Raw genomic sequence first — 23,403 nt, 5'->3', positions numbered from 1 at the left:
TGGCCGTAGACTCCTGTCCCAAATCACCCACTCGATTCTTCCCGCAGATGTAACCATTTCGCCAGCGTAGGGGCCGTGCTGGCTTGAAGCAACAGGGTAACGAGGATAAAAACCAACGTCACACTCTTGAGCAGGGCGGGATGTGGCACGACAGCCGAACTCGTGACCATGCCAATCAAAGCGGCGGCTAAAACTCCAGTTTCCCGCGTCCAGCAGAAAAACAGTAATTCGCGAGCTTGCCATCTGGCAAAGCGGTCTGGCAAGAGAGAACACCCAACCGTCATAGGTCGCGCTAAGAACAGAAAAACGAGCGTCACAACCGCTATTTTCCAACCATACTTCCAGAGAATCATCAGCTGTACTTGACTACCTAAAAAAATGAAGATGAGAATTCGTAACGGCAGATTCAGAACGTCGAGAAAAGATTCCATCGATTGAACGGTCAGCGGCGATGTGGCGAGGGCACCTTTATTACCATTGGCGACCGTGAGTCCCGCCACAAACACACTCATAAAGAGACTGGCGTGCAGTACATTCGCAAGCGTCAGACTTGCCAGGACGCAGCAAACTACAGCGAGGGACGTGGGGATGAACGGAAATCTACGCACGTTCCCTGACCGACTGCGGGACAGCAATAGCGCGGTTAGTCCGCCGATAACCACACCAACAACCATGCCGCCCAGTGCCAACTGGGCCGCTGACACAAAAAGTGAGGTGATATGCGCTGTCTGGCTAACAGTTTCACCAATAGAGGGATGTGCGCTCTGTAGTGCCACCCCTGCTGCCGAAACACTCTTCGGCACACCCACAGCCATAGGAACAAGAGTCGCAAAGACAACCGTCGTGACAATCGCCCCGGTGGCATCCGTAAAAGCCGATTCTGCAATGATAGCTTGAGCCACTCGCTCCCGAATTCGGTAGCGCTGAAAAATCGGGATGAGCGACGCGGGGTCCGTCGAGGCAACCACAGCCCCGAGCAGAAACGCAGTCGAAAAGGAAAGGGCAAACAGGGCATGTACTGCCACCGCCACAACCGCCGCCGTTACCAAGACACCCACGGTGGACAGAAGCAGCACGCTCACCCACATACGGCGCAAAACGTGCAAATTGGTCATGGTACCGCCGTGAAACAGAATGAAGGAAGCGCCCAGCAGCAAAACGCTCTGGTTTAACAAAGACTCTGTGGGCACGTGAAGAACGCTAAGCACAGACGGCCCGAGAAGCATGCCCACGAGCAAGAACCAGACGACATCTGGCACGTTTGATTTCTCGGCTAGAACACTAGCCACTGAACCACCTAAAAAGACAAAGAAGAGCATTTCAACCATCTGTTCTGCCATCGTAAACGCGGGTGAATTCAATGTCTTCGCTCCTGACCAGTCTTGCCGTATTCAAGCCGCTTTGAAACTTCACATTCGTTTCGCACACCCACACCAAAGTAAAGCGCGCATGGAATCGTCAGAGAAGACAAAAAAGGAACCTGGCGACAGGCTCCTCCGTAGTATCCACATGTTCTATTTTCATGCTACAGGTTATCACAGATTTCCTCGCCGCCGCAAGTTCGACCTCCATTGAAGTCTGTTGCCCTGCGCCAGAGTCGGGCAAGAAATTCAACCGAAAGAGAAGAAAAGCATCTCAGCTACTTCTTAATCCTTCGTCTGCTCACCTCACTCCGTCAAAGAAGAGAAACGGCCGACGTTTCATCGAATACCTGTGCCTTTACTTATTCTGCTTAAGCCTTGCGGACTCGCCAACGGTAAATACCAAACGCAAGTACCGCCATCAGTGGAAATATCGCCGCGTAAGGAACCTCTGGAGCATCCAAAGGTTTAACTCCACCTGGGGCTTGGGTTGGATTGCCTTGTGTACCCGTCTTGGATTGATTCGATTTACTCGAACCAGAATTGTCGTTGGAAGACTTTCCGTCTTGTTTAGAGCCAGACCCCTTACCTGATGTGCCCGCTGGACCTGGTGGTTTTGATGGAGTTGATGAGCCACCTGTAGTATTTTGTGAACGTCCAGAATTCGATGAGCCTCCTGGACTTGACGGACTTGGTGAACCCGGAGCAGGATTCGTCCGCGAACTACCCAGAGGTCCGCTCGTCGTTGTAGTTGAACCCGTCCCCGGTCCTGTCGCGGCCAAAGCATTTGGTGCTGACAACGCCGCCGCGCCGAGCAACGCACCCACGGTAAAGAGTGAAAGCCATGCACTTGTCCATGTTTTCATCGCCGTTCCCCCATACTCTTCCACAATTCGTGGACTTTTTGTTCTCTACAGGAAACAAACTTGTTCTTATTAACTAACAAATATATTAGTTACTATGGTAAGTTTAGCATAAAGTTTTCAGCTGTCCATACATACTTTCACAAATTTAAGGATTATCGCACTCAAGCTCACTGGGTCGCTGAAGGATTCGGCAAAGTGAATTTAGCAAACGTCTGGACGAAGGTAAAAAATTTGTCTTCCCTTGCCTGAACGGATGCTGACCAATGGCTGTTCGAGCGCGACCATCGCGCTCCTCCAGTCTCTGAGAAGGCAACTGGAAGTAACGACGCCACATTGTGCCTATCACCTTGACGCTGACTGGAATTCACCAGAGAACCCGCAAATTCCGCTCGCAAGTAGGCGGTTTTGCCGTTGGTTTGAACCGCATAAATATACGACAGATCCACGTACAAGGAAGGCCGCCCGGCTTTACCCACAACCGGCAGAGAAATGATGAATGCGTCCGCCGTGATACCGCGACGAAGACTGTATTGACGGGATGCCAAAATAGTATTGCCGTGAAACAGTAAGCAATGGTCTACACCGTAACTTTGCAAAGCGGACAGCTGATAACTTCGAAACTCTTCAGCGAGCAGTGCGTATCCATCTCGGCTCATGTAAGAGTAAGCTTCTCCGTAAGATCCCGCTCCAAACAAGGAACTCTCATTTTGACGCAGCAACACCTGCCGCTGATACCCAGGCATATTCGCTGGCATCAAACGGGAAATTTGCTCTGTCTTCGTTGGGATGGGCGTAACCACGGTTCCCGAGTCCGGCAGGTACAGTGGAAGGAGAAGTCCCGTCAATGTCGCAATGGACAGTGCTCCAAATCCACTGCGCATAACCCCTGGCGTCTTCAGATGCTGCTGGTCCTTTTGTGGCGACTTAGGCTTTAATCCAAGGCGATGCCCAATGAGCAAGAGCATCGTTAAAGCCACGGCGAACAAAACAGCTCCCAGAACCGGGTGAATCCATCCGAAGGTAATCCCAGGCCCAAACCAGTGCGTCGCGGCAACCAAACCGATGAGCCGCATCCAGTTCAGACATATTGCCATGACGGCGCCGAGCACGATGAGAAGGGTCCGCTGCTGCCAAGTTGCCTTAAAGGCAACCAGAAGAACTGGCAGCCAGACGACCATCGCCAAAAAGCTGTCGGCTCCGCTGCAAGGGCTGGAGACAATCAACAGGGACCACTTGCTATGCCCAAATACATCGTAGCTTCCATAAGTGGAACCTAGTCGAACCCAGGAAAAGTGGTCAAACAATCCTCTCATCAAGGCGTTGTCCATCGTCTCTAGCCGTGGGTTGGTCCAGCGAACGACTTCCGTATAAAGGGGAGTCCAACAAAGCATGAGATAGGCGAGAGGCTTCCACAGAAATCGGGTGACGCCGACTCCAAAGAACAACCAAGCCAGTCCCAGTCCCCATAGCGGCCACAAAAGCAAGGCATCACCGTTAGCCACATAACGAAAGGCCCAATGATAGCTCCCATAGTAGAGAAAGATTCCGGAAGTCACCGTGATAAAGACCCCAACAATGGCGTTCAACTCTCGGTCGTCACTATAGGATGGCACATGGCGCAGAGACAAAGCGGCCCACGCGAAGGAGAAAATCGGGATCCACATCAGATAGGCGTAAGGCGTATCCGCCAAGGCGGCCTTGACCATGGAGGTCAGAAACGGCCCGAATGGCAGCGCGGTGCCGACCACCCAAAACGTGATCCACCACCATCGAGAGAGCGCACTAACCCGAACACTCTTCGACCCAAGCGCAGTTCTCGACGGCTGGTTCATCCCGATAGCCACCATCATCACTCTCCATCACTATTCCAGTCGATTACGGTGCATCCTTTAAGACCGCATACAGGCGGTCGCCATTTTTCCACTGGTGAATGAGCTTGGTCCAAGACACATGTCCTGCCCAAAGTCCAGGATACATCCGATTGATGCTCGTATCCGCGCCGAGCGAATGGGGGCTATTCGGCACGGTCAAAATAGCATTGGCACGACCTAGCGGATTTTCCAATATCGAATCATAAGAGGGTTCTCCAGAAAAAATGATTTGCCCCGGCCTCCGAATAAACGGCATCACCAGCGGGCTGTCAAATGTACTGATTAACACCACCAGATGCGGATGCGCATTGATATAATGAGCTTCTACTTCACCTTGTTCGAGCGTCATGTAATTCGCGTTATCCTTCAGTGACCCCCGCTGGCTATCAAAGACCGCTTGATACACGCTCGTATCTCCGTTGCCCCACACGGGCGACTTCATCGCTTCGAGAGCGGCGTAATTGCTCGCCACAAGTGCAAAGCATCCCATCCAAGCAAACCATGAGCGCCATCTTATCGGCAGTTTCCAAATCACGTATGCGAACAGCAAAAATCCAAACGGAATGTAGTAGATAAAAAAGCGTTGCCAATCGGCAGACCGATGAGAATACAGGAGCACTATCTGTAGCAACGGGGCACCGAACGAAGCGGCGAGCAATGAGATGCCAATCGAGTCGGTGCGGCGCCGAAATTGTAGGACGGCGACGGTGACAGCAGCCGGAGCATACGCCCAAAAATTGTCCATAAATCGGAACACTTGATAGAGAGTGACGCCAAGGTGATGACGTGCGGCCAAGACCTGCGGAAAATTGTACGATCCGGTGCTGATTTGAGCGCCATTCGAGTAGCGCGAATTCAAAAAGTAGAACGGATTGTGCATAATCATCGCTCCAAGCAACATCCAGATAATCCCCGCCATCACAATTGGAAACAAAAGAGCCAACCCAATCGCTTCCGCCCGATACCAATTTTTAGTACGAATCCATATGGAAAGCACCAAAGCGATGCCCAGACACGCGCCAATCGGGACGGATTCGTAGCGCACCATAAACGCCGCTGCCAGCCAGGTGGCACTTCGAACCAACGCTCCGAGTCGGTCGGTCTGCAGGTATTCGACCAAACCATCGACCATCGCCAAGAGTATTGCACACTCAATGGCGTCCGACATTCCGTTGGCAGAATAGAGAAGGATGAGCGGATTTAAGAGATAGAGGCTTGTCCAGACGACCGAGGCCCATTGGGATAGACCGAAGCGCCACAAGATGCGGTAGAGATGATAGACGCCGACGGCCGCAAATAAAGCTGACAAAATATTGGCGGAAAACCCATACGTCATTAAAGGTGGCCACCAATGTCGTGCGAGAGCGAACGGGACGGAGAACAAACTGAGCAGTGGACTCCAGTAAAACCCCATGGCGGCGAGATGAAAGTGTCCATCCCATGTCATGTACATGCCGACGATAGCTCTCGAAATCGCATCACCAAAAAGTTGATGATACCGAAAGACCAAGAGATACCCCGTCGTCAAAGACACGACACCGGACAGCAGTGCCATCGTCAGTCCAATTCTTCGCACCGCGCGAGGTACTCCTTGGGGAAAGAACTGAGACGGATTGGGCTCCTGGTTCAACAACTCTTGCGAACTCGCGACCATCCCCAATAACAACCCTCCCTACGTCACATCCCTGCACCCATCTGATCCACAGTGCTCGCAAAGTGCTCACTCGCCATACCATGAATCGTTTTTTCCCAGTAGGAGGGACGCAGAAAGAATTGATACAGCGCTTTATACGCAGCAATCGACATAAAAACCCAATAAACGGGCGTGAGCAAACACCACTTGGCCAGCGACCACCGCTGCGCCTTCACCACACCCATCAGATTGGCGTAGATAAACGCGACGTTCCCAAAAAACAGCGAGACATTCCCCAAGTAATAAATCCACCCTGAAAATACATGCTGCAAGTAGCTGGAACCAAACACATACCAAGCAACTGTCAAGCCCCATAAAATCGGGTTTAGAAGAAATTGCAGCGGCATGCCACCAATCGTCGACTGAAAGCCCCAAAAACCGACATTCCCAAGCTCTTCAAATAGGCGCACAGGATGTCTCATGTGAACGAACCACGTTTGAATATACCCTTTTACCCAACGGGAACGTTGGCGCACCCAGTTCACAAAGTCCGAGTTTGCTTCTTCAAACGTGGTGGAGTTCATCACCCCCGTCCGATAACCGGACTTGTGAAGGCGAATGCCCAGATCTGCGTCTTCCGTGACATTGAAAGGATCCCACGCGCCCAAGGCACGCAACACGTCCGTCCGGAAGTGATTGGACGTTCCTCCCAGAGGAATGGGCATGTCCAAGCGAAACAGCGACGGCAGAAGCAACTCAAACCAATTCGAATATTCCGCCGTAAACCAGCGCGTTAAGATATTCTGATTCTCATTATAATAAGACAGTTTTGCTTGAATGCAAGCAAGATTCTCGTTCTGTTCCTCACGAAAAATGGTAACGGCTTTCAAGAGTTGGTCTGGCTCTGGAACATCTTCCGCGTCAAAGATAACCACGTACTCCCCGCGCGCTTTGGCTAGGCCATAATTGCACGCCTTGGGCTTCGTTTGTGGCTCGGAATGGGGCACGACGACAATCTCCATGTAACTGGGTAGCCGAGCATTCAAAGCAACTTCTAGAGTCTCTCGGTCATCTTCCTCTAATAGCAGCTTGACATCCAGCCGATCCTTCGGATAGCGCAGTTGTTGGAGTGCTTTTGTCAACATGGGTAATACATCCGCTTCCTTATACAGCGGGACGAGTACCGTGTATTCCGGCAAAGAGGTCGGTGGCACAGACTGCATGTCTGCTTCCGTGACCACATACTCTGTGTTGCTGCGAATGGCGGCGGACATTGTCATGAGGCGGAAGAGGCTCACCGAAGCATAGACCACTTCGACCGTAGCAGCCAAAAATGTCCCTGTCCACACGGGGCGAAGGATAAAACCAACCATCGCGACCATCAAGAGCGCCAGCATCCACAACCACTGAGCCCGAGACACAGGCGTTGCGGCACTGTCTTCTGGCCGCAAGCGAAAGAGGGACAGCTGACTCTCCAAGGATTGTGTGGCACCAAACCGCTGGTTGAGCACATGCACGACATCGCGAGACCCCGTCACAAAAACGCGCAAACGCTTCTTTGCCGTCTTCTCCAAATACTCCAGAGCTTCCCGGTCGTCCACATCGACCATCGCCACGGTCAACGTCTGCTCATCTTCGTCGAGTGGCACCATCAAATGACGGTGCCAGAACCGTTCTTCTGCCAACGCCCACGCACCATCAAGACGCGAGGAAACGAGATTATTGGTCAAAGCTGTCTGACCGAGCAGGTCAATCAGCGGATAACCGCGTTGACTGGCAACAGCCTCCGCAATATTCCAGTTGGTGATGACACCTCTTTGCAGGAGAATCGCTCCGAGCTTTTGCCCAGCTTCATCCACATTTTGATCCGCTAACGCAGCGACCAAGTCTTGTGTCGTAATACGCCCCGTACGCAGAAGGTAAGACCCGAGCCGTTCTCCGCCTTCTCGGTCCACCATCCCATAGACTCGGTCTTGCGCAAAGAGAAGATCTTCGCGCTCCGCGTAACACCACCGATACGTATAGGAACTTGGCAATCCGAGTTCCATGAAGGTCCCCATGATGTCGTGCGGATGCACCGCCGCCAACCAGACACAGGTGCCAACCCGAGCAAACGCGAGCAACTGATGACGGCGAGCTGCATCTGCGGGGATGATTCGGGCCGTCGTAGGATCGACCGGATCGACCAGCGAGTCTGACCCGTCCAAGCGATAGGGTCGCAGAGAGACAAACGTCTCTGACTCGCGAGTGTCGGCCACCCGCTGCTTTAGAGTACCCTTCATCCGCTTCGCTCCCCGGTTCCACGAGTTCCTGGAACCACGTGAATGGTCTCTTGGTCCTGACGCGTCTCGCGGACTTCCGGCAACGCGCGGAGCCAGTCGACAAGCTTTGTCCGATCCGCTGTTTCTCCGTCCACGCGATAAAAACCGTCGCGAAACACGCGAAACCGAGGTGTGAAGTGCGGACTACTCTCGAGGGCATCGACCACTAGAGTAATGGGTCCAAGCACATCTGTCGGTCCCACAAGCACAATGGCTGGCTGCAGTGATGCAGAACCGGACGACAGCGGTTGGAGTTGTTGCCGCCGCATGGCTGCCAAAGTCAACGACAGTTCTTCTCGCTCCGCCTCGGCTCGCTGCCACCGCTGTTCTGCTTTCGCCAATTTTGCTCTCAGGTCAGCTATCTCTTGCTCATAAGCAGCCAACTCACGCAGCACGACTTCGCGCCGAAAGCCCAACCACTGTCGCCCAAATGTCTGTGCACCCACGACCGGTTCCCTCGCTCCCTAGATATCGACCAGAATCTAGACTTACGGTAAATACCCATCTGCTGGTTGCCAGTAAGCAAATGTGTGCTTCCATACATGGGGTTGGAATGTGTCAGGCAACCAATCGGACTTTGGAAAATACTCGTGATGCATCTCAAAGTACGCATTAAACAGGCGTTTGGCAATATGCGACGCAGTGGTCGTACTCGCTCCGCCACCTGGGACCATGACCGCAATAGCAACCTGCGGGTGATGAAACGGTGCGAACGCGATGGTCACGGAGTCATCCACGCGCTTGCCGTCAAGAACAATTTGCGCCGTACCTGTCTTTCCCGCCGCATGGTACGGCGTTCCGGCAAACCCCCCCTGGTAAAGCAGCCCTCCAGGCGCATTGGCCATCAGATACATCCCTTTGTAGACCGCTTTCAAATCCGTAGGATTCAAGGAGATTCGCGCTTGGACCTTGGGCTTCTCGACAAAGATTGGCTTACTTCCCGGTGACCCCGGCACCTCATCGGCCGGATATATGGCTTTTAACACATACGGTCGATATTTGACGCCTTTGTCTGCAATGGTCATGACAAATTGTCCCATTTCAATCGGTGTAAATTCCTGCGACTGTCCAATATCCGCAAACGCCAAGTCAGGTAAGGCACCCCAGTTGTTAAAATAGCCTTTTTTCTTCATGCTCGCTTCTGCTTTCAAAAGCGGATAGCGAACTTCTTCATAGTTTTTACGCGTGTCTTCTTCGTAGAAACGTCCACGTACTTCGCCAGGAAGGTCAATCCCCGTCAGTTGTCCAAGTCCAAATTTATACTCCCAGCCAAAAATCGTGTCAATCGCTTTCACAAAGCGAGTTCTTACCCACTGCGTATAAGATTCGTGATGCGGATAATGCTGATTGACCCAGCCCCCAAGCCACATGCCGAGCTGGTAAAAGAACGTATCATCTGAATGTTCCAGAGCCGTGACCACCGTCACATCGCCAAAGCCAGGTCGATACCAGTTGTGAAAGATGCGGTCTCCAATCTTCAAATACCCTCGGTCGTCCACCACAGTTTGTGGCGTAATGGTGCCCGACTCAAGTCCTGCCAAGGCATTCGCCGGTTTGACAGCAGACCCTGGGTACTCTCTACTTTGGATGACGTTGTCAATCAAAGCTTGCGACTTGTTCAGATAATTTTCATGTTTGACAATACTGCCGTTGATGAACCATTCTGGATTGTAGTAGGGATAACTGACTAACGCTTCGACAGCGCCATTCTTCACATTCAGCACGACGGCCGCGGCGGAGTGAATTTCATAACGCATCACATCGTCGCGTTGAATAAAGTCGGCCACAATTCTCTGCGCCTGTGCCTGATATGCAGAATTGATGGTCAGTTGCAAGTTGTCCCCGGACTGCGGCGGTGGCTGCATGCCAATGGACTTCACCGTTCCATTGCTGCGAATTAAATACTGCTCTTCGCCCACGTGTCCTTCCAAGTATGAGTTGTATTCCGCCTCAATCCCGGTCTCTCCCACAATTTGATTGTCTAAGTAGTGTAATTTACCAACATAATAGTTCTCAGTCTGGCTCGTGATGGGGCCCACATATCCAAGGATGTGTCCAGCCAGGTCACCTTCCGGGTAATTGCGAACCGGATCAACCTGAACTTCGACGCCTGGCAACTCATTATGATGCTCGTAGATATAAGAAATGGCGGCATCGGACAACCCCTGTGCAATTCGAACCTGCGGCGATAACGGACTGGTTTTCATCGCGGCCAATAAGGCAGTCGGCGTCATGTGCACCCAGGGCGCCAATTTTTTGGCTATCTCCGCATAATCGTGGCTCACATGCGGAACGCGGGCTAAATATGCATCGTATATCGGGTGGTTCTGCGCCAAAATGGTGCCATTGCTGCTATAGATATACCCTCGTGGGGGCAGTACTGGGTAGGATGATACTTCCACATTCGTCGCTTCGGACCGATAGACCGCTCCTTGAACCACCTGGACATAACCGAGACGCAGCAGCAGGCTAACCAAAGCAGCGGTGGAAAATCCGGTGATAATCCACAGCCGGGATGCCGGATTTCGCCTGCGTGCCGACTTTCGCGACTTTCCGCGCAGCATGCTTCTCCTCCTACTCTCTGTCCGCTTTTCAGGATGGATGTTTTCATATGGAAGTTTTTCTCTCTTCCATTCAGGTGACGTGACTCCCTTTCAAGGAGTCCGTCTCTCTCGTGAAAGTAGTTGGGGGAGAATAGAGGGTATCTTAAGTCGCCTCATCGGTCGGCGCTACAAGCTAATGTCCTACTGCGAGTAGGAGACCAGCTTCTCTCCCCGAATCGATAGTGCAACATTCGACAAAAGTAGTCGACAGAACTACTCTACCACACTGGACCGAGTTCCCGCGATGTTTTTTGACGCTGTGAGCGTTTTTGAACAACGCGCGGAGTGGGAACATCACAGCAAAACACAAGACGGACAGCAGGTGGCGGTTGATGGATTTCAAACATCGGCAGAAATTCTACTAACCTCATCAACGGCCCTAGACACCACCTCGGCGAGGATCTTCGCTCCGTCGAGCAAAAGCTCGCGTTGAAATGTCATCTGAGGGTGATGAAGTCCCGGGGTAACTCCACACCCCAGACCCAGCATAGTCGCTTTGACTCCAGGCCGTAAACTGGTGTAATAGTGAAAATCCTCGGCTCCTGGCGTAACAATGTCTGGAGCCAGTGCTTCGGCCCCAAGCACCGCTTGAATTGAGGCGGCCATCAGCTCCCGCGCCTCAGGGTTAACTTCTGCGGCCATGATTCGAGGACCTCGCCATATCTCCACTTCTGCCCCGTACATCGATGCAATGCACTCAATGCGAGACTCCACGGCGTTGGCCAACGCATCCATACACTCATTGGTCTGGGCGCGCAAGTCAAAAGCGAATGAGGCAGTATCGGGAATGATGTTGACGCTATCGCCACCAGCGACCAGTCTCGTCATCTTAGCCGTATGAGGTACCATCGGTGCGAGGTGGATGCCCTGTACCGATTGCAAGATGGCAGACGCTACTTCGATGGCATTGACGCCTAAATGTGGACGAGCCCCATGGGCAGCAGTACCGCGCACCTGCCCTTCCAGTTGAATGGCGGCTCCGTTGAGAATGGCCGCCGACATGCGCCCAACATCCAACTCCTCCAAAGGACGGACGTGGACCCCAAAGAGATAGACCACGTCCTCGACCGCTCCTCGCTCGGTAAACCGAATGGCTCCTTCGCCTTTCTCTTCCGCAGGTTGAAACAACACGCGAATCCGCACGGCTGGATTCGGCAGACGTTCGCGCAGCAAGCGCGTGGCCAAGAGGACCATCGTCATATGGCCATCATGACCGCAGGAATGGTTTGCTCTCCACTCACCCGTTACCTGTTGCCACAGAGCGTCGATGTCGGCGCGCAATGCGACCGTCGCGCCGGACGTTGGCCCCCACTCACCAAGGACTCCGGGGATGTCTGGAAATGTGGTCACGCGAAGACCTAGGTTCTGCAACTGAGTAGCCAGAAAATTGGTCGTCTCGACTTCTTTCCAACTGACTTCCGGATGGCTGTGCAAATGGTCAAAGAGAATTCGAGCTTCGTCTTGCCAGGCATTCGCGCGTTCCGTCCAGTGCACCGCGCTCATGACGATTCCCCCTGGCGCAGTGTGCGCTTGTCGACGGTCCAATGTTCCAAGCGGTCTCTATCGACGCGACTGTGGACCCCACAGAGCGGTTCGACCGCTAAATTGCCCGGCGTCGAGAATTCCACCGCCGGTTCAATGATATCTTCTGTAAAATAGCGAGCACTCGGCGCGGTGTCCCCCGGAAGATTGAATCCGGGCAGCGACGTGATGGCGATATTGTGCAAGCGCCCGATTCCCGTCTCGAGCATGCCTCCACACCACAGGTCCAGTCCATACTCCGCACAAGCATCGTGAATTGCAATCGCTTCTGCAAAGCCGCCAACTCGCCCGAGTTTCAAGTTAATAACTTTACCCGCCTTGATTTTTGCGGTCTTGCGAACATCAGCAGCCGAGTGAATGCTCTCGTCCAGACAGACGGGCGTATCAATGGCCGCTTGAAGCGTGGCGTGATCGACTAAATCATCGTATCCGAGCGGCTGCTCGACCATCATCAAATGAAAGCGGTCCCACGCCTTTAACAGCGGCACGTCCGACAAAGTGTATGCACTGTTAGCATCCGCCATCAGCAAAAGACCTGGAAATTCACGGCGCAGGGCGGACAGAGGTTCCTCATCATATCCAGGGCGCACTTTGACCTTGACGCGCTGAAAGCCTTGCTCGAGATAGCCTTCGACTTTTTCTATCAGACGTCTTGTGGAGGCCTGGATGCCCACACTGATTCCGACTGGCACCTCGCGGCGAACACCGCCCAGCAGTTCGAAGAGCGGAACACTGTATTCTGCGGCATACGCATCCCACACAGCCATCTCGAGTGCTGCTTTCGCCATCTGATTCTTCCGAAACGGTTGTAGCCGGTCTCGAACGAGAAATAAATCCTCCCGCTCATGGAAGGACTGGTCCCAGAGCTGGTTCACAAAGAAGTCGCTGAGCATCTGCCAAGCGGTACTGGTGGTCTCTTCGTTGTACACGGGACTGGCCATCGCCACGCACTCGCTGTAACCAATATGGCCAGCGTCTGTGTGCACCTCAACCACCAATACATCTTTGTCTGTCTCGCGTCCAAAGGACGTTTCAAATGGCTCGCGCATCGGCAGGTTCAGCCGCCGCACCACCACTTCCCGCACACTCATTCCGCTCATTTTGGAGCCCTCCGCTTTTTCCAGACGTAGGTACCGTGCTCCGCTTCTGTCCGATAACAAGACACTCCATAGCCCGCTTCTAAAAGATTGGTTGCGACAGTGCGAAAATTGGTGCGCCAGTCGTGCGCCAGTCGTGGTTGATTGGCCAGCAGGCAGTCGAGTCGGAGGGGGATTTGTACAGTCATCGGCCGACCTTCAGCACCTGCCATGGCTCTCTCTATGGACGCGTGGGGGATGGGCGTAACCTCGTTGCCAACCGACAGAAGTACTGTCTCCCCCCCGCCCGCGCAGGCAACTGCCGCGTTTTCGGGAACGCTTCGTTCTACCGTGGTAGGCCGGCGAACAATCCAGCGATCCGTCGGCAAATCGCGGTTAATAGGGTCGCCTTGCATGGGACCATAAACATCAATCCGATAGTCTTCGACCAGTGCCCCCAGTTTGTTGAGATTGAAGTCGGCGTTGCGAGCCACCAGCGGATCGAACGTCCAAGCTACGGCTTCATAACCCATCTCGCCCGCAACTTGAAATTGAGTGCGCTTCAACAAAGTTCCAATACCCTGATGTTGATACGCCGGCAACACGGCCGTCTCATGCGACCATAAGACCCACTCGGTGTTGTAGCGTGCCGGAAAACTGAAGAGAAAGCCGACCGGTACCCCGCCGTCCTGAGCCAGTAACACCAGACCGCCGAAGTTCGCGTGAATGACCATCTGCGGCACCGAACATGCCGACTCTTCCCCCCACACTGCTGCCGCCAATCGATGACATTGCGCACACTCAGCAGGCTCTGTCAATCGCTTGATGTGAACCGTCATTTACGAACCTCCATCTGTCACAACTACTGTACTTCTGCAACAGCCTTCCGATTCCTCTCGAACAGCGACTGGTGTCACTATGCAATATTTTCTCGCAGTCATTCGGGTGCATTTTGTCACAATCTCAGCATTTCCTTCGTCTACTTGATGAACGCTTATCCGAGAATACGGTCAGCAAAGCGGTCGAGGTTATTGTAAAATAGAGAGCGAAAAGAGGCTAATCAACCGATGAATCTGAAAAAACCGATAAGAATTTTGCTATTTCCGTTGGCGACAACCGCACTGCTATTCGCTGTGACAGGCTGTGATACCTCATCAGCATCATCCGCTGGAGCGTCTGCTTCAACGACCTCAGCCCGTTTTGCCACTTCCACTTCGACCCAATCTGGCGCGGACGCCACGACAACCACTCTCGGTCAAAGCAGCACCAAATCTACTGCTTCTGGACAAACCGCCAGTCAAGCCAGTGCAAATTCTACATCCCAACAGGCAGTCTCCGTTCGCGTGGCGGTGGTTTCGCAAAAGCCCGCAAAGAAGGCTCAAACATCGGGAGTAACCATTCGCTCGGTTCGCTCCGCTTACCCAGAAGTAAACCTATCTGCCGTCAACCAGCTCTTTTCCGCCGGTCCGGCACACGTCGTGTCTCTGAAGTGGCTTAACCCTGAAACCGCCTGGATGGCCGGAGAACACCACCTATACGTCAGCATGGACGGCGGACAGTCTTGGAACACCGTACCAAGCGTCTTTGCTTCCGGCATTTTGAGTATACTGCCCATCAGTACGTCTTCCTGTGACATTCTCGTCAACCCGTATGGCTCGTCAGCCTCCCAAACCATGACCGTGCTGCGCGTGACATGGGAGAAACATCACGTCAGGACTCAGTCTCTACCCACCTTGCCAATCTCGTTGACAAATCTGAGGGCCTCGCTGCGGTGGCATTTGATAGGTCTCACTCACGGGGCGATTGAATTAACGACAACTCCGACTCCGTCTACTGCGTCTGCCAACGCGACCCCATCGACCACCAGCTATCTTCTCCCATCATCCGCGACCGCATGGCAGAAAGTGAAACTACCTGCCTCCGCCGATGCTGCCGATGCTACCGCGAGCCAAAGAGGATATCAAATCCTCGAGTCTGGAGACACGCGACTCAAGGTGAGTGAATCCTATCTTTACGGGACGGACGTCGTCTCCCTGTTTTCATCCACGAACCAAGCATCCGATTGGACTCGAATGGCAAACTCGCTTCCTGGTCAATTGCTGCAGTCAGCGGTGCCAAGTCCCGGGTTGGTTGAAGTGCTCGTGGACGAATCCCCGATGCTCAGTTCTGTAGACAATGCCCATGCGTTTTTCCTGTTTCAATCGAAGGATGGCGGACAGGATTTTACCTTAGAGCATGTTTTTCTGCCTCCCTCGGCATGGACTTCGTACCAAACATCCCAGCACACGGCGTGGCGGAATGTCGTCATCCCCTCCAACGGACAACAGCGGTTGTTGCAACTTCAGCATGAAAAGGACATCACCCCCATGTTGCCAACACAGCTTCCCAAGGCGGATCCGTTCAATTTTTCGAAACCCGACGGAGGTGACACATTTGGCGTGATTGCGACGAATCTGTGGTTCATTGAAATGAGCCGCAATCATCCACCTGTGTTATTTACCGAGCTCCCAGTCGCGTCATTTCGAGTAGATATCGGCCATCAACGACACGTGAATTTCCACATCTTACCCTCGGGCATACTCCAAATGAGAGTGGATACACCCATCACAGACGTGGAAATGACTTCGTTGTCCAGTCCGCTGCCTATTTACGATTGGCTGAAACTGGCTGACGAATTTCGCGTGTGGTCACCGCGCTCTGCTACCGGACTCGACGTAAGGTAACTCATATCGATTCGTGGATAGCATGTTTGACGTGTCTACAATGATCTCTTTTATCGCGCGTGCTGATCTCATATTTAGCTCATGGACTTCATGATTCATAAAAATTTCTCGTTTTCTATCCGGTGCTGGGCTCTATGTTTTACTTCATGGTTACCAACAACCACTGCAATCGGGAGGAACGCCATACACAACAGAAAGAGTGTTCCTCCGCAAATAACCAATACGTCACTGGGCGACACCCATGTTGCCCATAGACCCGCCATTGGAATGGCCAATATGGACAGTACACTCACAAGACTTGTAATGACTCCAATCACGCGACCTAGTATGGAAATCTCCACTCGTTCTTGAATGGTGCTGATGATCAAAGGGCCACCGAATGCAGCAAAAAAATCAAGAAACACGTAAGACAGGATGGTGTATATGTGGGAATGAAAGACTCCGATTAAGAAGAACCCCATGCCGCTCAAGCCAATCCCGCTCACAATCAGAACGAGCCTCCTTAGAAGTGGCTTTCCGAGGGAAGTTCCTATCGGCAAACCAATGGCTGAAGACAAAATGCCCAGACTGAGGACAACACCGATGAGACTAGAACTGAAATGCAGTCCCCCTCGGAACTTCGTCAAAACGACCGCGTCCGACATCATGGACACGGTTTGTGCCATCCCGATAAAGACCACAACAAAGGTCAACACTTTATCTCGAAAGATAGTCGACCATGCTGATTTCCAACTTAATCGACTCGTGCTACCCTCTGCGTGACTTTTGCGGTCGTGACTCGTTCTCTGGATAGGCAGAATGGCCGTGAAAAACACGGATAAGACACAGAGTGCCGCAGACGAAAAGAAGACAATTTTACCATTGCTTCCATTCATCAATATTCCTGCTGCGATGGGGCCTAATAGACCGACAATGCGGGCGCTAAAACTCAAGATGGTGTTGGCTTCCAGAAAATCGCCCGTGACCACTACCGTAGAAACCAACACGCTTTCCGCAGGTGAGATTAAATTGTCTGCTATGACAACGCATAAACCAACGATTAAAATACCCCAAATAGGTAAAAAAGGTATGGCCAGCGCTCCCAATATGCGTACCGAATCAGAGAGAATAATACTGGCTTTGGACCCCCATGTATCGACGAACCATCCGGCTATCGGGGCAAAGGTCACCTGCGCAACCGTCGGCAATAGTACAACCAACGAATACAGAAGCGGGCTGTGCGTCTTATCAAAAACAAACAATCGAATGGCGAACCAGAACAGCGCATAACCCGCTTGACTGGACAGCTTCGTGAAGGCAACGCGAACAAATAGAGTGTTTTTCATGACTTGCCGATAAGATGTCCTCATTCACTTCATCCTTTAGTCCACCAAATGACATCGCCGAATTCAAAAAGTCTAAAATATGCAGGGCCTGCCCGTAAAACATGCTTACCCTAGAGTGCCATAAAAACCAAAATGGTGCAATTCCTAAATTTCCAATCACACGCTTGCGGAGCAAGTTTGCTCTTGCTAAAATAGACTTGGTTACGAATGCAATCGATTTGAGTGCACCTCACAGAACTGGCGGAAACGTGGAGCACCACGAGGGACTGTGAGTGAAAATATGCCGACCGCCTGGGCAAACTGGACAACCTGCGTTGTTCCTCATTGCCGAGGGCGGTCTTTTTGTGTGCTTCTGAGCGGAGTTCTGCACGTGCTCACGTTGGCCAAGTAGTGACCCTTGCCCTGCCACCCCAGAAGAGGAGAGATATTACTGTGGCTCATCAACTGCTCGGTAAACCCGTTGCACAAACCATGAAAGCACACATCCACGAAACGGTTTCTGCGTACCAGCGCCTCGGCGTGACCATCAAATTAGTTGCCGCTTTGGTCGAAGGCGACGCAGCTTCACTGTGTTACGCCAAGTCCAAAGCCCGTCTGGCGAAGCAACTGGGCATTGAATACGAATTGCACACCTTTCCGGTGCGCGTAACGGAACAGCAGGTACTCTCCACCATTCACCATTGGAACGAGGATTCGCATGTACACGGAATCATGCTCGAGCTGCCCTTACCTCATCATCTCGATACCCATCGCATCTTGGCGGCCATTCGACCGGAGAAGGACATCGACGGCCTGACTGCAGGAAATCAATTAGCAAATATGGTGGGCGATCCCGGTTTGCGACCGGCAACCCCACTCGCTTGCCTGAGACTTTTAGAGTTTTACGGCATCCCCCTACGAGGACGCGATGTGGCACTCATCGGATGCGGTAAGACGGTCGGCATGCCACTCCTTCACCTGCTGCTCCGCAAAGGGGCCACGGTGACCGTATGCCATGCGTCCACTCGCGACATCGGCAAGCACCTTCAGCAAGCGGAAATTGCATTCGTCGCGGTTGGTAAACCTGCACTCATCCAACCCGAGATGTGCCACTCAAATCTGACGCTGATTGACGCGGGTATCAACGAGACTCCTCAGGGTGACATTGTGGGCGACGCACATCCGGATGTCGCCAACGTGGTCAAAGCAATGACCCCCACGCCTGGCGGCGTAGGGGTAGTCACGACTATGCAACTCTTTTCCAATCTCTTGGAAGCTGCCGAAATCCAATTGCCTCAACTTCGCGTGCCGTACCACGGCACGCACAGCACCTAAAGACTAAGCGACTTCGCCGCTCAAGCGGGCCAGACTTAAGCAGATGAGGACTCTGTCGGTACATTCGCAGGTGCCCCGCAGGCACGTGTGACGTGTGCCAGTAAGTGTCCACGTTGGCCACCCGATGGTGTGCTCAGAGCACCTGTGCGCGGCCGCGATAGATGAGGCCCCGCAACGGATCGACCGTGATGGTGGCTCCATCAGGAACCAACTTGGTGGCACCGCGCGCGCCTACCACCACTGGCTTGCCGAGAGAGATGGCAACCACGGCTGCATGAGACGTCAATCCACCTTCTTCCACAACCAAGGCAGATGCACGCTCAATGGCGGGCATCACGTCAGCATCCGTCACATCTGTGACGAGAATATCTCCGACTTCCGTGCGCTGTAGTATCTCGGCGGCAGACGTCGCCACAATCGCCCGACCACTGGCGGCTGCTTTTCCGATTCCCGTGCCTCGCACCAAAACATCGCCGAGCGTATGCACTTTGAGCAAATTCGTGGTTCCACTCATTCCTACCGGAACCCCCGCAACGATGACCACCATGTCGCCATGGCGCACATAGCCAGCATCGAGAGCTCCTTGAACCGCGGTCTCCAACACTTCATCGGTCGTGGTCGTCATCGACACCACGACTGGATGAATTCCCCACGTGACCATGAGACGCCGCGCTACTTGACTGCTCGGGGTGGCGGCAATCACGTCGCGAAGTGGGCGGTGTTTAGCAATTTTGCGAGCTGTATAGCCGGATGTGGTGGCCGTCACAATGGCTGCCACATCCAGGTCTTCCGCCATCTCTTTGGCAGCGTGGCTGACCGCATCCGTGACCATCCGCTCGACCTTAACATGATGCCGATAAGCAACCTCATTTTTGAGAATGGCATCCTCAGCGCGGAGCGCAATTTGCGCCATGGTCTGCACTGCCTCGAGTGGATAGCGGCCAGCTGCCGTCTCGCCGGAAAGCATGACCGCATCAGTACCATCGAAAATGGCATTTGCGACATCGCCCGCTTCTGCCCGCGTCGGTCGCGGATTACGCTGCATGGAATCAAGCATTTGGGTAGCCGTGATAACCGGTTTGCCAGCACGATTGCAGAGACTAATAATCCGCTTTTGCGCCAACGGTACATCTTCCGTTGCAATCTCCACACCAAGGTCTCCGCGAGCGACCATCATGCCGTCAGTCACTTCAAGAATTTCTTCGAGCCTGTCCATTCCTTCGACAGTCTCAATCTTGGCAATGATGTCGGCCGTGTACTCGTGTTCTTCGAGAATCTTCCGAACCTCTAAGATGTCGCCTGCTTTGCGGACAAACGAAGCCGCAAACATATCCACACCCTGCTCAATCCCGAAGCGAATGTCCGCCTTATCTTTATCGGTAACCCCTGGGATGCGCAGCGTGACACCTGGAACGTTGATGCCTTTGTTGTCCTTGAGCGTGCCGCCATTCGTCACTCGGCAGCGTATGTCTGCTCCAGAAACCTCAATGACTTCGAGACCAATGAGACCATCGTCAATGCGAATGGGGGCACCTGGGTATACATCTTCCACCAGACCTTCGTACGAAATCCAAACGCGACTCGCAGTGCCGCGCTCGACTGGAGTTATGGTCAACGTGACCTCCGCACCATCCACCAACTCCACTTGACCGCCTTCAATTTTTCCGGTACGAATTTTTGGCCCTTTGACATCCAACAAGATGGCCACGTGTTTGTTCACTTCGTCCGCTGCCTGGCGAATGCGGCGAATACGTTCCGCATGTTCTTCGTATGTACCGTGAGAAAAGTTCAAGCGAGCGACATCCATGCCGGCCCGCATGAGTTGACGCAGCATGTCAAGAGACTCACTGGCTGGTCCAATCGTACACACAATTTTTGTTTTTCTCATACCTCACCTTTCCTTTTCAACAAACCAGATTTGGGAACGCTGACGTTCGGCAAAATGCCTGCCTGGGAGAGCTACTCTGCAAGTGGTCTCGGCAATTTCCCCCGGGAAAACGGAATGTCCACCATCATGGGTGGACATCGCCGCTTCCGTTCAATTCGTCTTCCGAGTAAGATCCCATATCCCTGTACTTATGGTACCTCGCTTCTACGAGTTCGGCAATAGGAATTTGCTTCAGTTCTTGCAAAGTCACAAGAATTTTCTCGCGGACCCTCTGAATGACCTCTTGTGGATTTTTTTGGGCACCGCCAACAGGCTCTGGAATCAATCCATCAGCAATCCCATACACCAACAGGTCGGGGGCCGTGATGTGCATTGACTCAGCGGCGCGTTCCGCAAAAGCAGAGTCACGCCAGAGAATGGCCGCCGCAGATTCAGGCGCAATCACCGAATACCAAGCATACTCCAGGGCGAAAATTCGATCCGTTAGGCCCAGCCCGAGCGCACCGCCACTGCCGCCTTCGCCGGTGACAATACAGATGGTCGGCGTGCGCAGGCCCGCCATCGCCCGCAGATTCGTAGCAATCGCCTCACTTTGGCCGCGCTCCTCAGCGGAACTCCCTGGATATGCGCCTTTCGTATCAATGAAAAGCACCACCGGGCGCCCAAATTTCTCTGCTTGGCGCATGAGACGCAGCGCTTTGCGATAGCCTTCCGGGTGAGCCATTCCAAAATTGCGCTCAAGGTTCTCTTTCGTGTCCCGTCCCCGCTGATGTCCAATGATGGTCAGCGCTTGACCATCCATCAACCCGATGCCGCCGACGATGGCCGGGTCATCCCGAAACGCACGGTCGCCATGCAACTCGATAAATTCTTCACACATGCCGCGAATATAGTCGAGCGTGGTAGGCCGACCGGGCTGCCGCGCCAACTGCACGCGCTGCCAAGCTGTCAATCCGCCGTAAACCGATTGCGTTATCTCCTCGAGCTTGTGTTCGAGATTGGACAGTTCCCCGGCCAAATTAACGCCGTTCGTCTCCGTCAGGCCGCGCAACTCAACAATTTTCGCCTGAAGGTCGCGAATGGGACGCTCAAACTCCAACTCCGTCGCCATTCGGTCGCCCCCCTTGTCGATGAATTCTCAGAATGGTCGTGAGCGTAGCTGGAATCTCTGCGCGATGGACGACCTCGTCAATCATGCCATGCTTCAACACAAATTCTGCGGTCTGAAAATCCTCCGGTAATTTTTGACGAATGGTCTGTTCAATAACCCGCCGTCCAGCAAAGCCAAACAACGCTCCCGGCTCGGCTAGAACAATATCCCCCAGAGACGCAAACGACGCACTGACCCCGCCTGTCGTCGGATGCGTGATGACCGTCACGAACAAGACGCCCGCCTCATTCATGCGCTCTAAAGCCACGCTCGTCTTCGCCATTTGCATGAGTGAGAGGACACCCTCTTGCATACGCGCCCCACCAGAGGCCGTGAAGAGTACCATCGGCGTGCGCGTATCATAGGCCCTCTCCATCGCTCGCGTCAATTTCTCGCCAACTGCAGAGCCCATACTGCCCATAATGAAACGCGCATCCATCACGCCCACGACTACCGGAAATCCAGAAATGCTTCCGGTGCCTGTCACCACCCCTTCGACCAATCCAGTAGCCGTCTGCGCCTTGTCCAGCTTACTCTGATAGTCAGGAAAGTTCAGCGGATTTTGGGAATGCACTCCAGCATCCATTTCTTCGAACGATCCGTTATCCAGGGTAATCGACAGCCGCGTCCAAGCGTCCACATTGAAGTGGTGGTGACAGTGCGGGCACGTATAGAGATTTTTTTGCAGCTCTTTCGCCATCAGCAACGCCCCGCAACCGTCACACTTTTCAACTAAACCGCGCGGGATGTCTTTCTCTCCCACCGCTGGTACAGCAGTTTGTGGCCGCTGTTCGGTCGGTGGCAACGTGGCATAATGACGTTTTTTTGTAAACAGGTCTCTAAGCACTAGGTCACCTCGACATCAAAAAGACGAGTGCAAAATGTCATTTAAGACTTCCCGCACCTCATCCAGTTCCGTTTCCGGAATCAAAATCTCGTACTGCTGTTTCGCCACATGAGCCGGGCGAATTTTTGCTAAAAAGCCTTCGTTGGTCAGTTGGTCTTTCACCCGCTCAGCCTGTTTGGCGGACTGAGCGATGTAAATCACAGTCCACATCCACCCTCGCCCCAATCCATTCCCATCCAACCGAACGCCAAAACCACTTCCCGTGGTCCGAGCAGGAATACATAACGATAGTATATCATGTCCGAACACTAGAGAGCATAGTAAAAAACGGCATGACCTTCGTGCCTGCGCCAACTAGTCGTCCGGATAAGACGCTGCGTGATGCTGATGAGCAATCCGAGCCGCGGCAGCAGCTGCAATGCTCGCAACGAGATCGTCCAAAAAAACGTGTATCTCAGTATCGTGGTTGTTGAGATACCCGAGAATACCCACTTTCGTCTTATCCAAGTATCCAAAGTTTGTAAGACCGATGGAGCCGTACACATTGGTCACGGCTAAGGCGACAATCTCGTCTACTCCGTAGAGCGGCTCATCTTTCTCCATGATGCTCTGGAGTGGCTCCGGCAGAAGTTTCTGCTCTGCCAACTGGTCGAGCGCAATGCCGGTGAAGAGTGCGTGCTGAACTTCGCGCTTGTCCAAAACACGAAGCACGCTCTCGCGGCAGACATCGATGGTCAAATCTGCGTAATAGGGCGCCTGCAATTGGTGAACAATCGCTGCAATATCCGTCAATTCAACGCCCCGCTTGGACAGCAGGGCAATCACCTCATCCTTCATCCACTCACCCCCTACGGCCTGTCTCTCTCACAGTACTCTGCATCTC

Annotated in this window: 18 protein-coding genes and 1 riboswitch; of the genes, 2 read left to right on the top strand and 16 right to left on the bottom strand. The window is 53.2% G+C overall.

Annotated elements, in window-relative coordinates; genetic code table 11:
- Nucleotides 1-23: 23 nt before the first annotated feature.
- The 10 genes from M4I36_RS00925 to M4I36_RS00880 form a co-directional block, all read right to left on the bottom strand.
- Nucleotides 24-1,361 carry a cation:proton antiporter gene (locus tag M4I36_RS00925; RefSeq protein ID WP_258109735.1) on the bottom strand — a complete coding sequence of 446 codons (1,338 nt, stop codon included), beginning with the start codon at nucleotides 1,359-1,361 and terminating at the stop codon, nucleotides 24-26.
- Between the two features lie 371 nt (nucleotides 1,362-1,732).
- A complete protein-coding gene (locus M4I36_RS00920) occupies nucleotides 1,733-2,227 on the bottom strand; it encodes a hypothetical protein (protein WP_258109734.1) in 495 nt (164 codons plus the stop codon).
- Nucleotides 2,228-2,394: 167 nt separating this feature from the next.
- Nucleotides 2,395-4,059 carry an exosortase/archaeosortase family protein gene (locus M4I36_RS00915; RefSeq protein ID WP_258109733.1) on the bottom strand — a complete coding sequence of 555 codons (1,665 nt, stop codon included), beginning with the start codon at nucleotides 4,057-4,059 and terminating at the stop codon, nucleotides 2,395-2,397.
- Nucleotides 4,060-4,102: 43 nt separating this feature from the next.
- A complete protein-coding gene (locus M4I36_RS00910; RefSeq protein ID WP_258109776.1) occupies nucleotides 4,103-5,752 on the bottom strand; it encodes a glycosyltransferase family 39 protein in 1,650 nt (549 codons plus the stop codon).
- A gap of 23 nt (nucleotides 5,753-5,775) precedes the next feature.
- Nucleotides 5,776-8,013, bottom strand: a complete 2,238-nt coding sequence (locus tag M4I36_RS00905; protein ID WP_258109732.1) for a glycosyltransferase family 2 protein — start codon at nucleotides 8,011-8,013, stop codon at nucleotides 5,776-5,778.
- The gene (locus M4I36_RS00900) at nucleotides 8,010-8,498 is read right to left on the bottom strand and encodes an SPFH domain-containing protein (RefSeq protein ID WP_258109731.1); all 489 of its coding nucleotides are present in this window, start codon (nucleotides 8,496-8,498) and stop codon (nucleotides 8,010-8,012) included. The genes M4I36_RS00905 and M4I36_RS00900 overlap by 4 nt, the downstream gene beginning before the upstream one ends.
- A gap of 42 nt (nucleotides 8,499-8,540) precedes the next feature.
- Nucleotides 8,541-10,616 (bottom strand): peptidoglycan D,D-transpeptidase FtsI family protein, encoded by a 2,076-nt coding sequence (locus M4I36_RS00895; RefSeq protein ID WP_258109730.1) that lies wholly within the window; start codon nucleotides 10,614-10,616, stop codon nucleotides 8,541-8,543.
- Between the two features lie 378 nt (nucleotides 10,617-10,994).
- A complete protein-coding gene (locus tag M4I36_RS00890) occupies nucleotides 10,995-12,158 on the bottom strand; it encodes a M20 peptidase aminoacylase family protein (protein WP_258109729.1) in 1,164 nt (387 codons plus the stop codon).
- Nucleotides 12,155-13,297 carry an o-succinylbenzoate synthase gene (menC, locus tag M4I36_RS00885; protein WP_258109728.1) on the bottom strand — a complete coding sequence of 381 codons (1,143 nt, stop codon included), beginning with the start codon at nucleotides 13,295-13,297 and terminating at the stop codon, nucleotides 12,155-12,157. Before menC ends, M4I36_RS00890 begins: the two co-directional genes overlap by 4 nt.
- Nucleotides 13,294-14,112 carry a GNAT family N-acetyltransferase gene (locus M4I36_RS00880; protein WP_258109727.1) on the bottom strand — a complete coding sequence of 273 codons (819 nt, stop codon included), beginning with the start codon at nucleotides 14,110-14,112 and terminating at the stop codon, nucleotides 13,294-13,296. The genes menC and M4I36_RS00880 overlap by 4 nt, the downstream gene beginning before the upstream one ends.
- A gap of 228 nt (nucleotides 14,113-14,340) precedes the next feature.
- On the opposite strand from M4I36_RS00880, the gene M4I36_RS00875 reads away from it, so the two are divergent.
- Nucleotides 14,341-15,996, top strand: a complete 1,656-nt coding sequence (locus tag M4I36_RS00875; protein ID WP_258109725.1) for a hypothetical protein — start codon at nucleotides 14,341-14,343, stop codon at nucleotides 15,994-15,996.
- 95 nt (nucleotides 15,997-16,091) lie between these two features.
- Here M4I36_RS00875 and M4I36_RS00870 read toward each other — a convergent pair whose 3' ends face one another.
- Nucleotides 16,092-17,345, bottom strand: a complete 1,254-nt coding sequence (locus M4I36_RS00870) for an MFS transporter (RefSeq protein ID WP_258109724.1) — start codon at nucleotides 17,343-17,345, stop codon at nucleotides 16,092-16,094.
- Nucleotides 17,346-17,544: 199 nt separating this feature from the next.
- Nucleotides 17,545-17,625, top strand: a riboswitch (ZMP/ZTP riboswitch).
- 128 nt (nucleotides 17,626-17,753) lie between these two features.
- Here M4I36_RS00870 and M4I36_RS00865 point away from each other — a divergent pair.
- On the top strand, nucleotides 17,754-18,635 hold the full coding sequence (locus M4I36_RS00865) for a bifunctional 5,10-methylenetetrahydrofolate dehydrogenase/5,10-methenyltetrahydrofolate cyclohydrolase (RefSeq protein WP_258109723.1): 882 nt from the start codon (nucleotides 17,754-17,756) through the stop codon (nucleotides 18,633-18,635).
- A gap of 133 nt (nucleotides 18,636-18,768) precedes the next feature.
- Here the strand turns inward: M4I36_RS00865 and pyk are convergent, their stop codons facing one another.
- From pyk to M4I36_RS00840, 5 genes are all read right to left on the bottom strand, one after another.
- The gene (gene pyk / locus M4I36_RS00860) at nucleotides 18,769-20,523 is read right to left on the bottom strand and encodes a pyruvate kinase (protein WP_258109722.1); all 1,755 of its coding nucleotides are present in this window, start codon (nucleotides 20,521-20,523) and stop codon (nucleotides 18,769-18,771) included.
- A gap of 124 nt (nucleotides 20,524-20,647) precedes the next feature.
- Nucleotides 20,648-21,634, bottom strand: a complete 987-nt coding sequence (locus M4I36_RS00855; protein ID WP_258109721.1) for an acetyl-CoA carboxylase carboxyltransferase subunit alpha — start codon at nucleotides 21,632-21,634, stop codon at nucleotides 20,648-20,650.
- On the bottom strand, nucleotides 21,612-22,520 hold the full coding sequence (gene accD / locus M4I36_RS00850) for an acetyl-CoA carboxylase, carboxyltransferase subunit beta (RefSeq protein WP_258109720.1): 909 nt from the start codon (nucleotides 22,518-22,520) through the stop codon (nucleotides 21,612-21,614). Before accD ends, M4I36_RS00855 begins: the two co-directional genes overlap by 23 nt.
- Nucleotides 22,521-22,535: 15 nt before the next feature.
- Nucleotides 22,536-22,730, bottom strand: a complete 195-nt coding sequence (locus tag M4I36_RS00845) for a glutamate decarboxylase (protein WP_258109719.1) — start codon at nucleotides 22,728-22,730, stop codon at nucleotides 22,536-22,538.
- Between the two features lie 144 nt (nucleotides 22,731-22,874).
- The gene (locus M4I36_RS00840; protein WP_258109718.1) at nucleotides 22,875-23,357 is read right to left on the bottom strand and encodes a phosphatidylglycerophosphatase A family protein; all 483 of its coding nucleotides are present in this window, start codon (nucleotides 23,355-23,357) and stop codon (nucleotides 22,875-22,877) included.
- Between the last annotated feature and the right edge of the window lie 46 nt (nucleotides 23,358-23,403).

The sequence above is a fragment of the Alicyclobacillus sp. SP_1 genome, assembly GCF_024706985.1.
Lineage (GTDB): Bacteria > Bacillota > Bacilli > Alicyclobacillales > Alicyclobacillaceae > Alicyclobacillus_I.
This window is presented reverse-complemented; position numbering and strand designations above follow the sequence as displayed.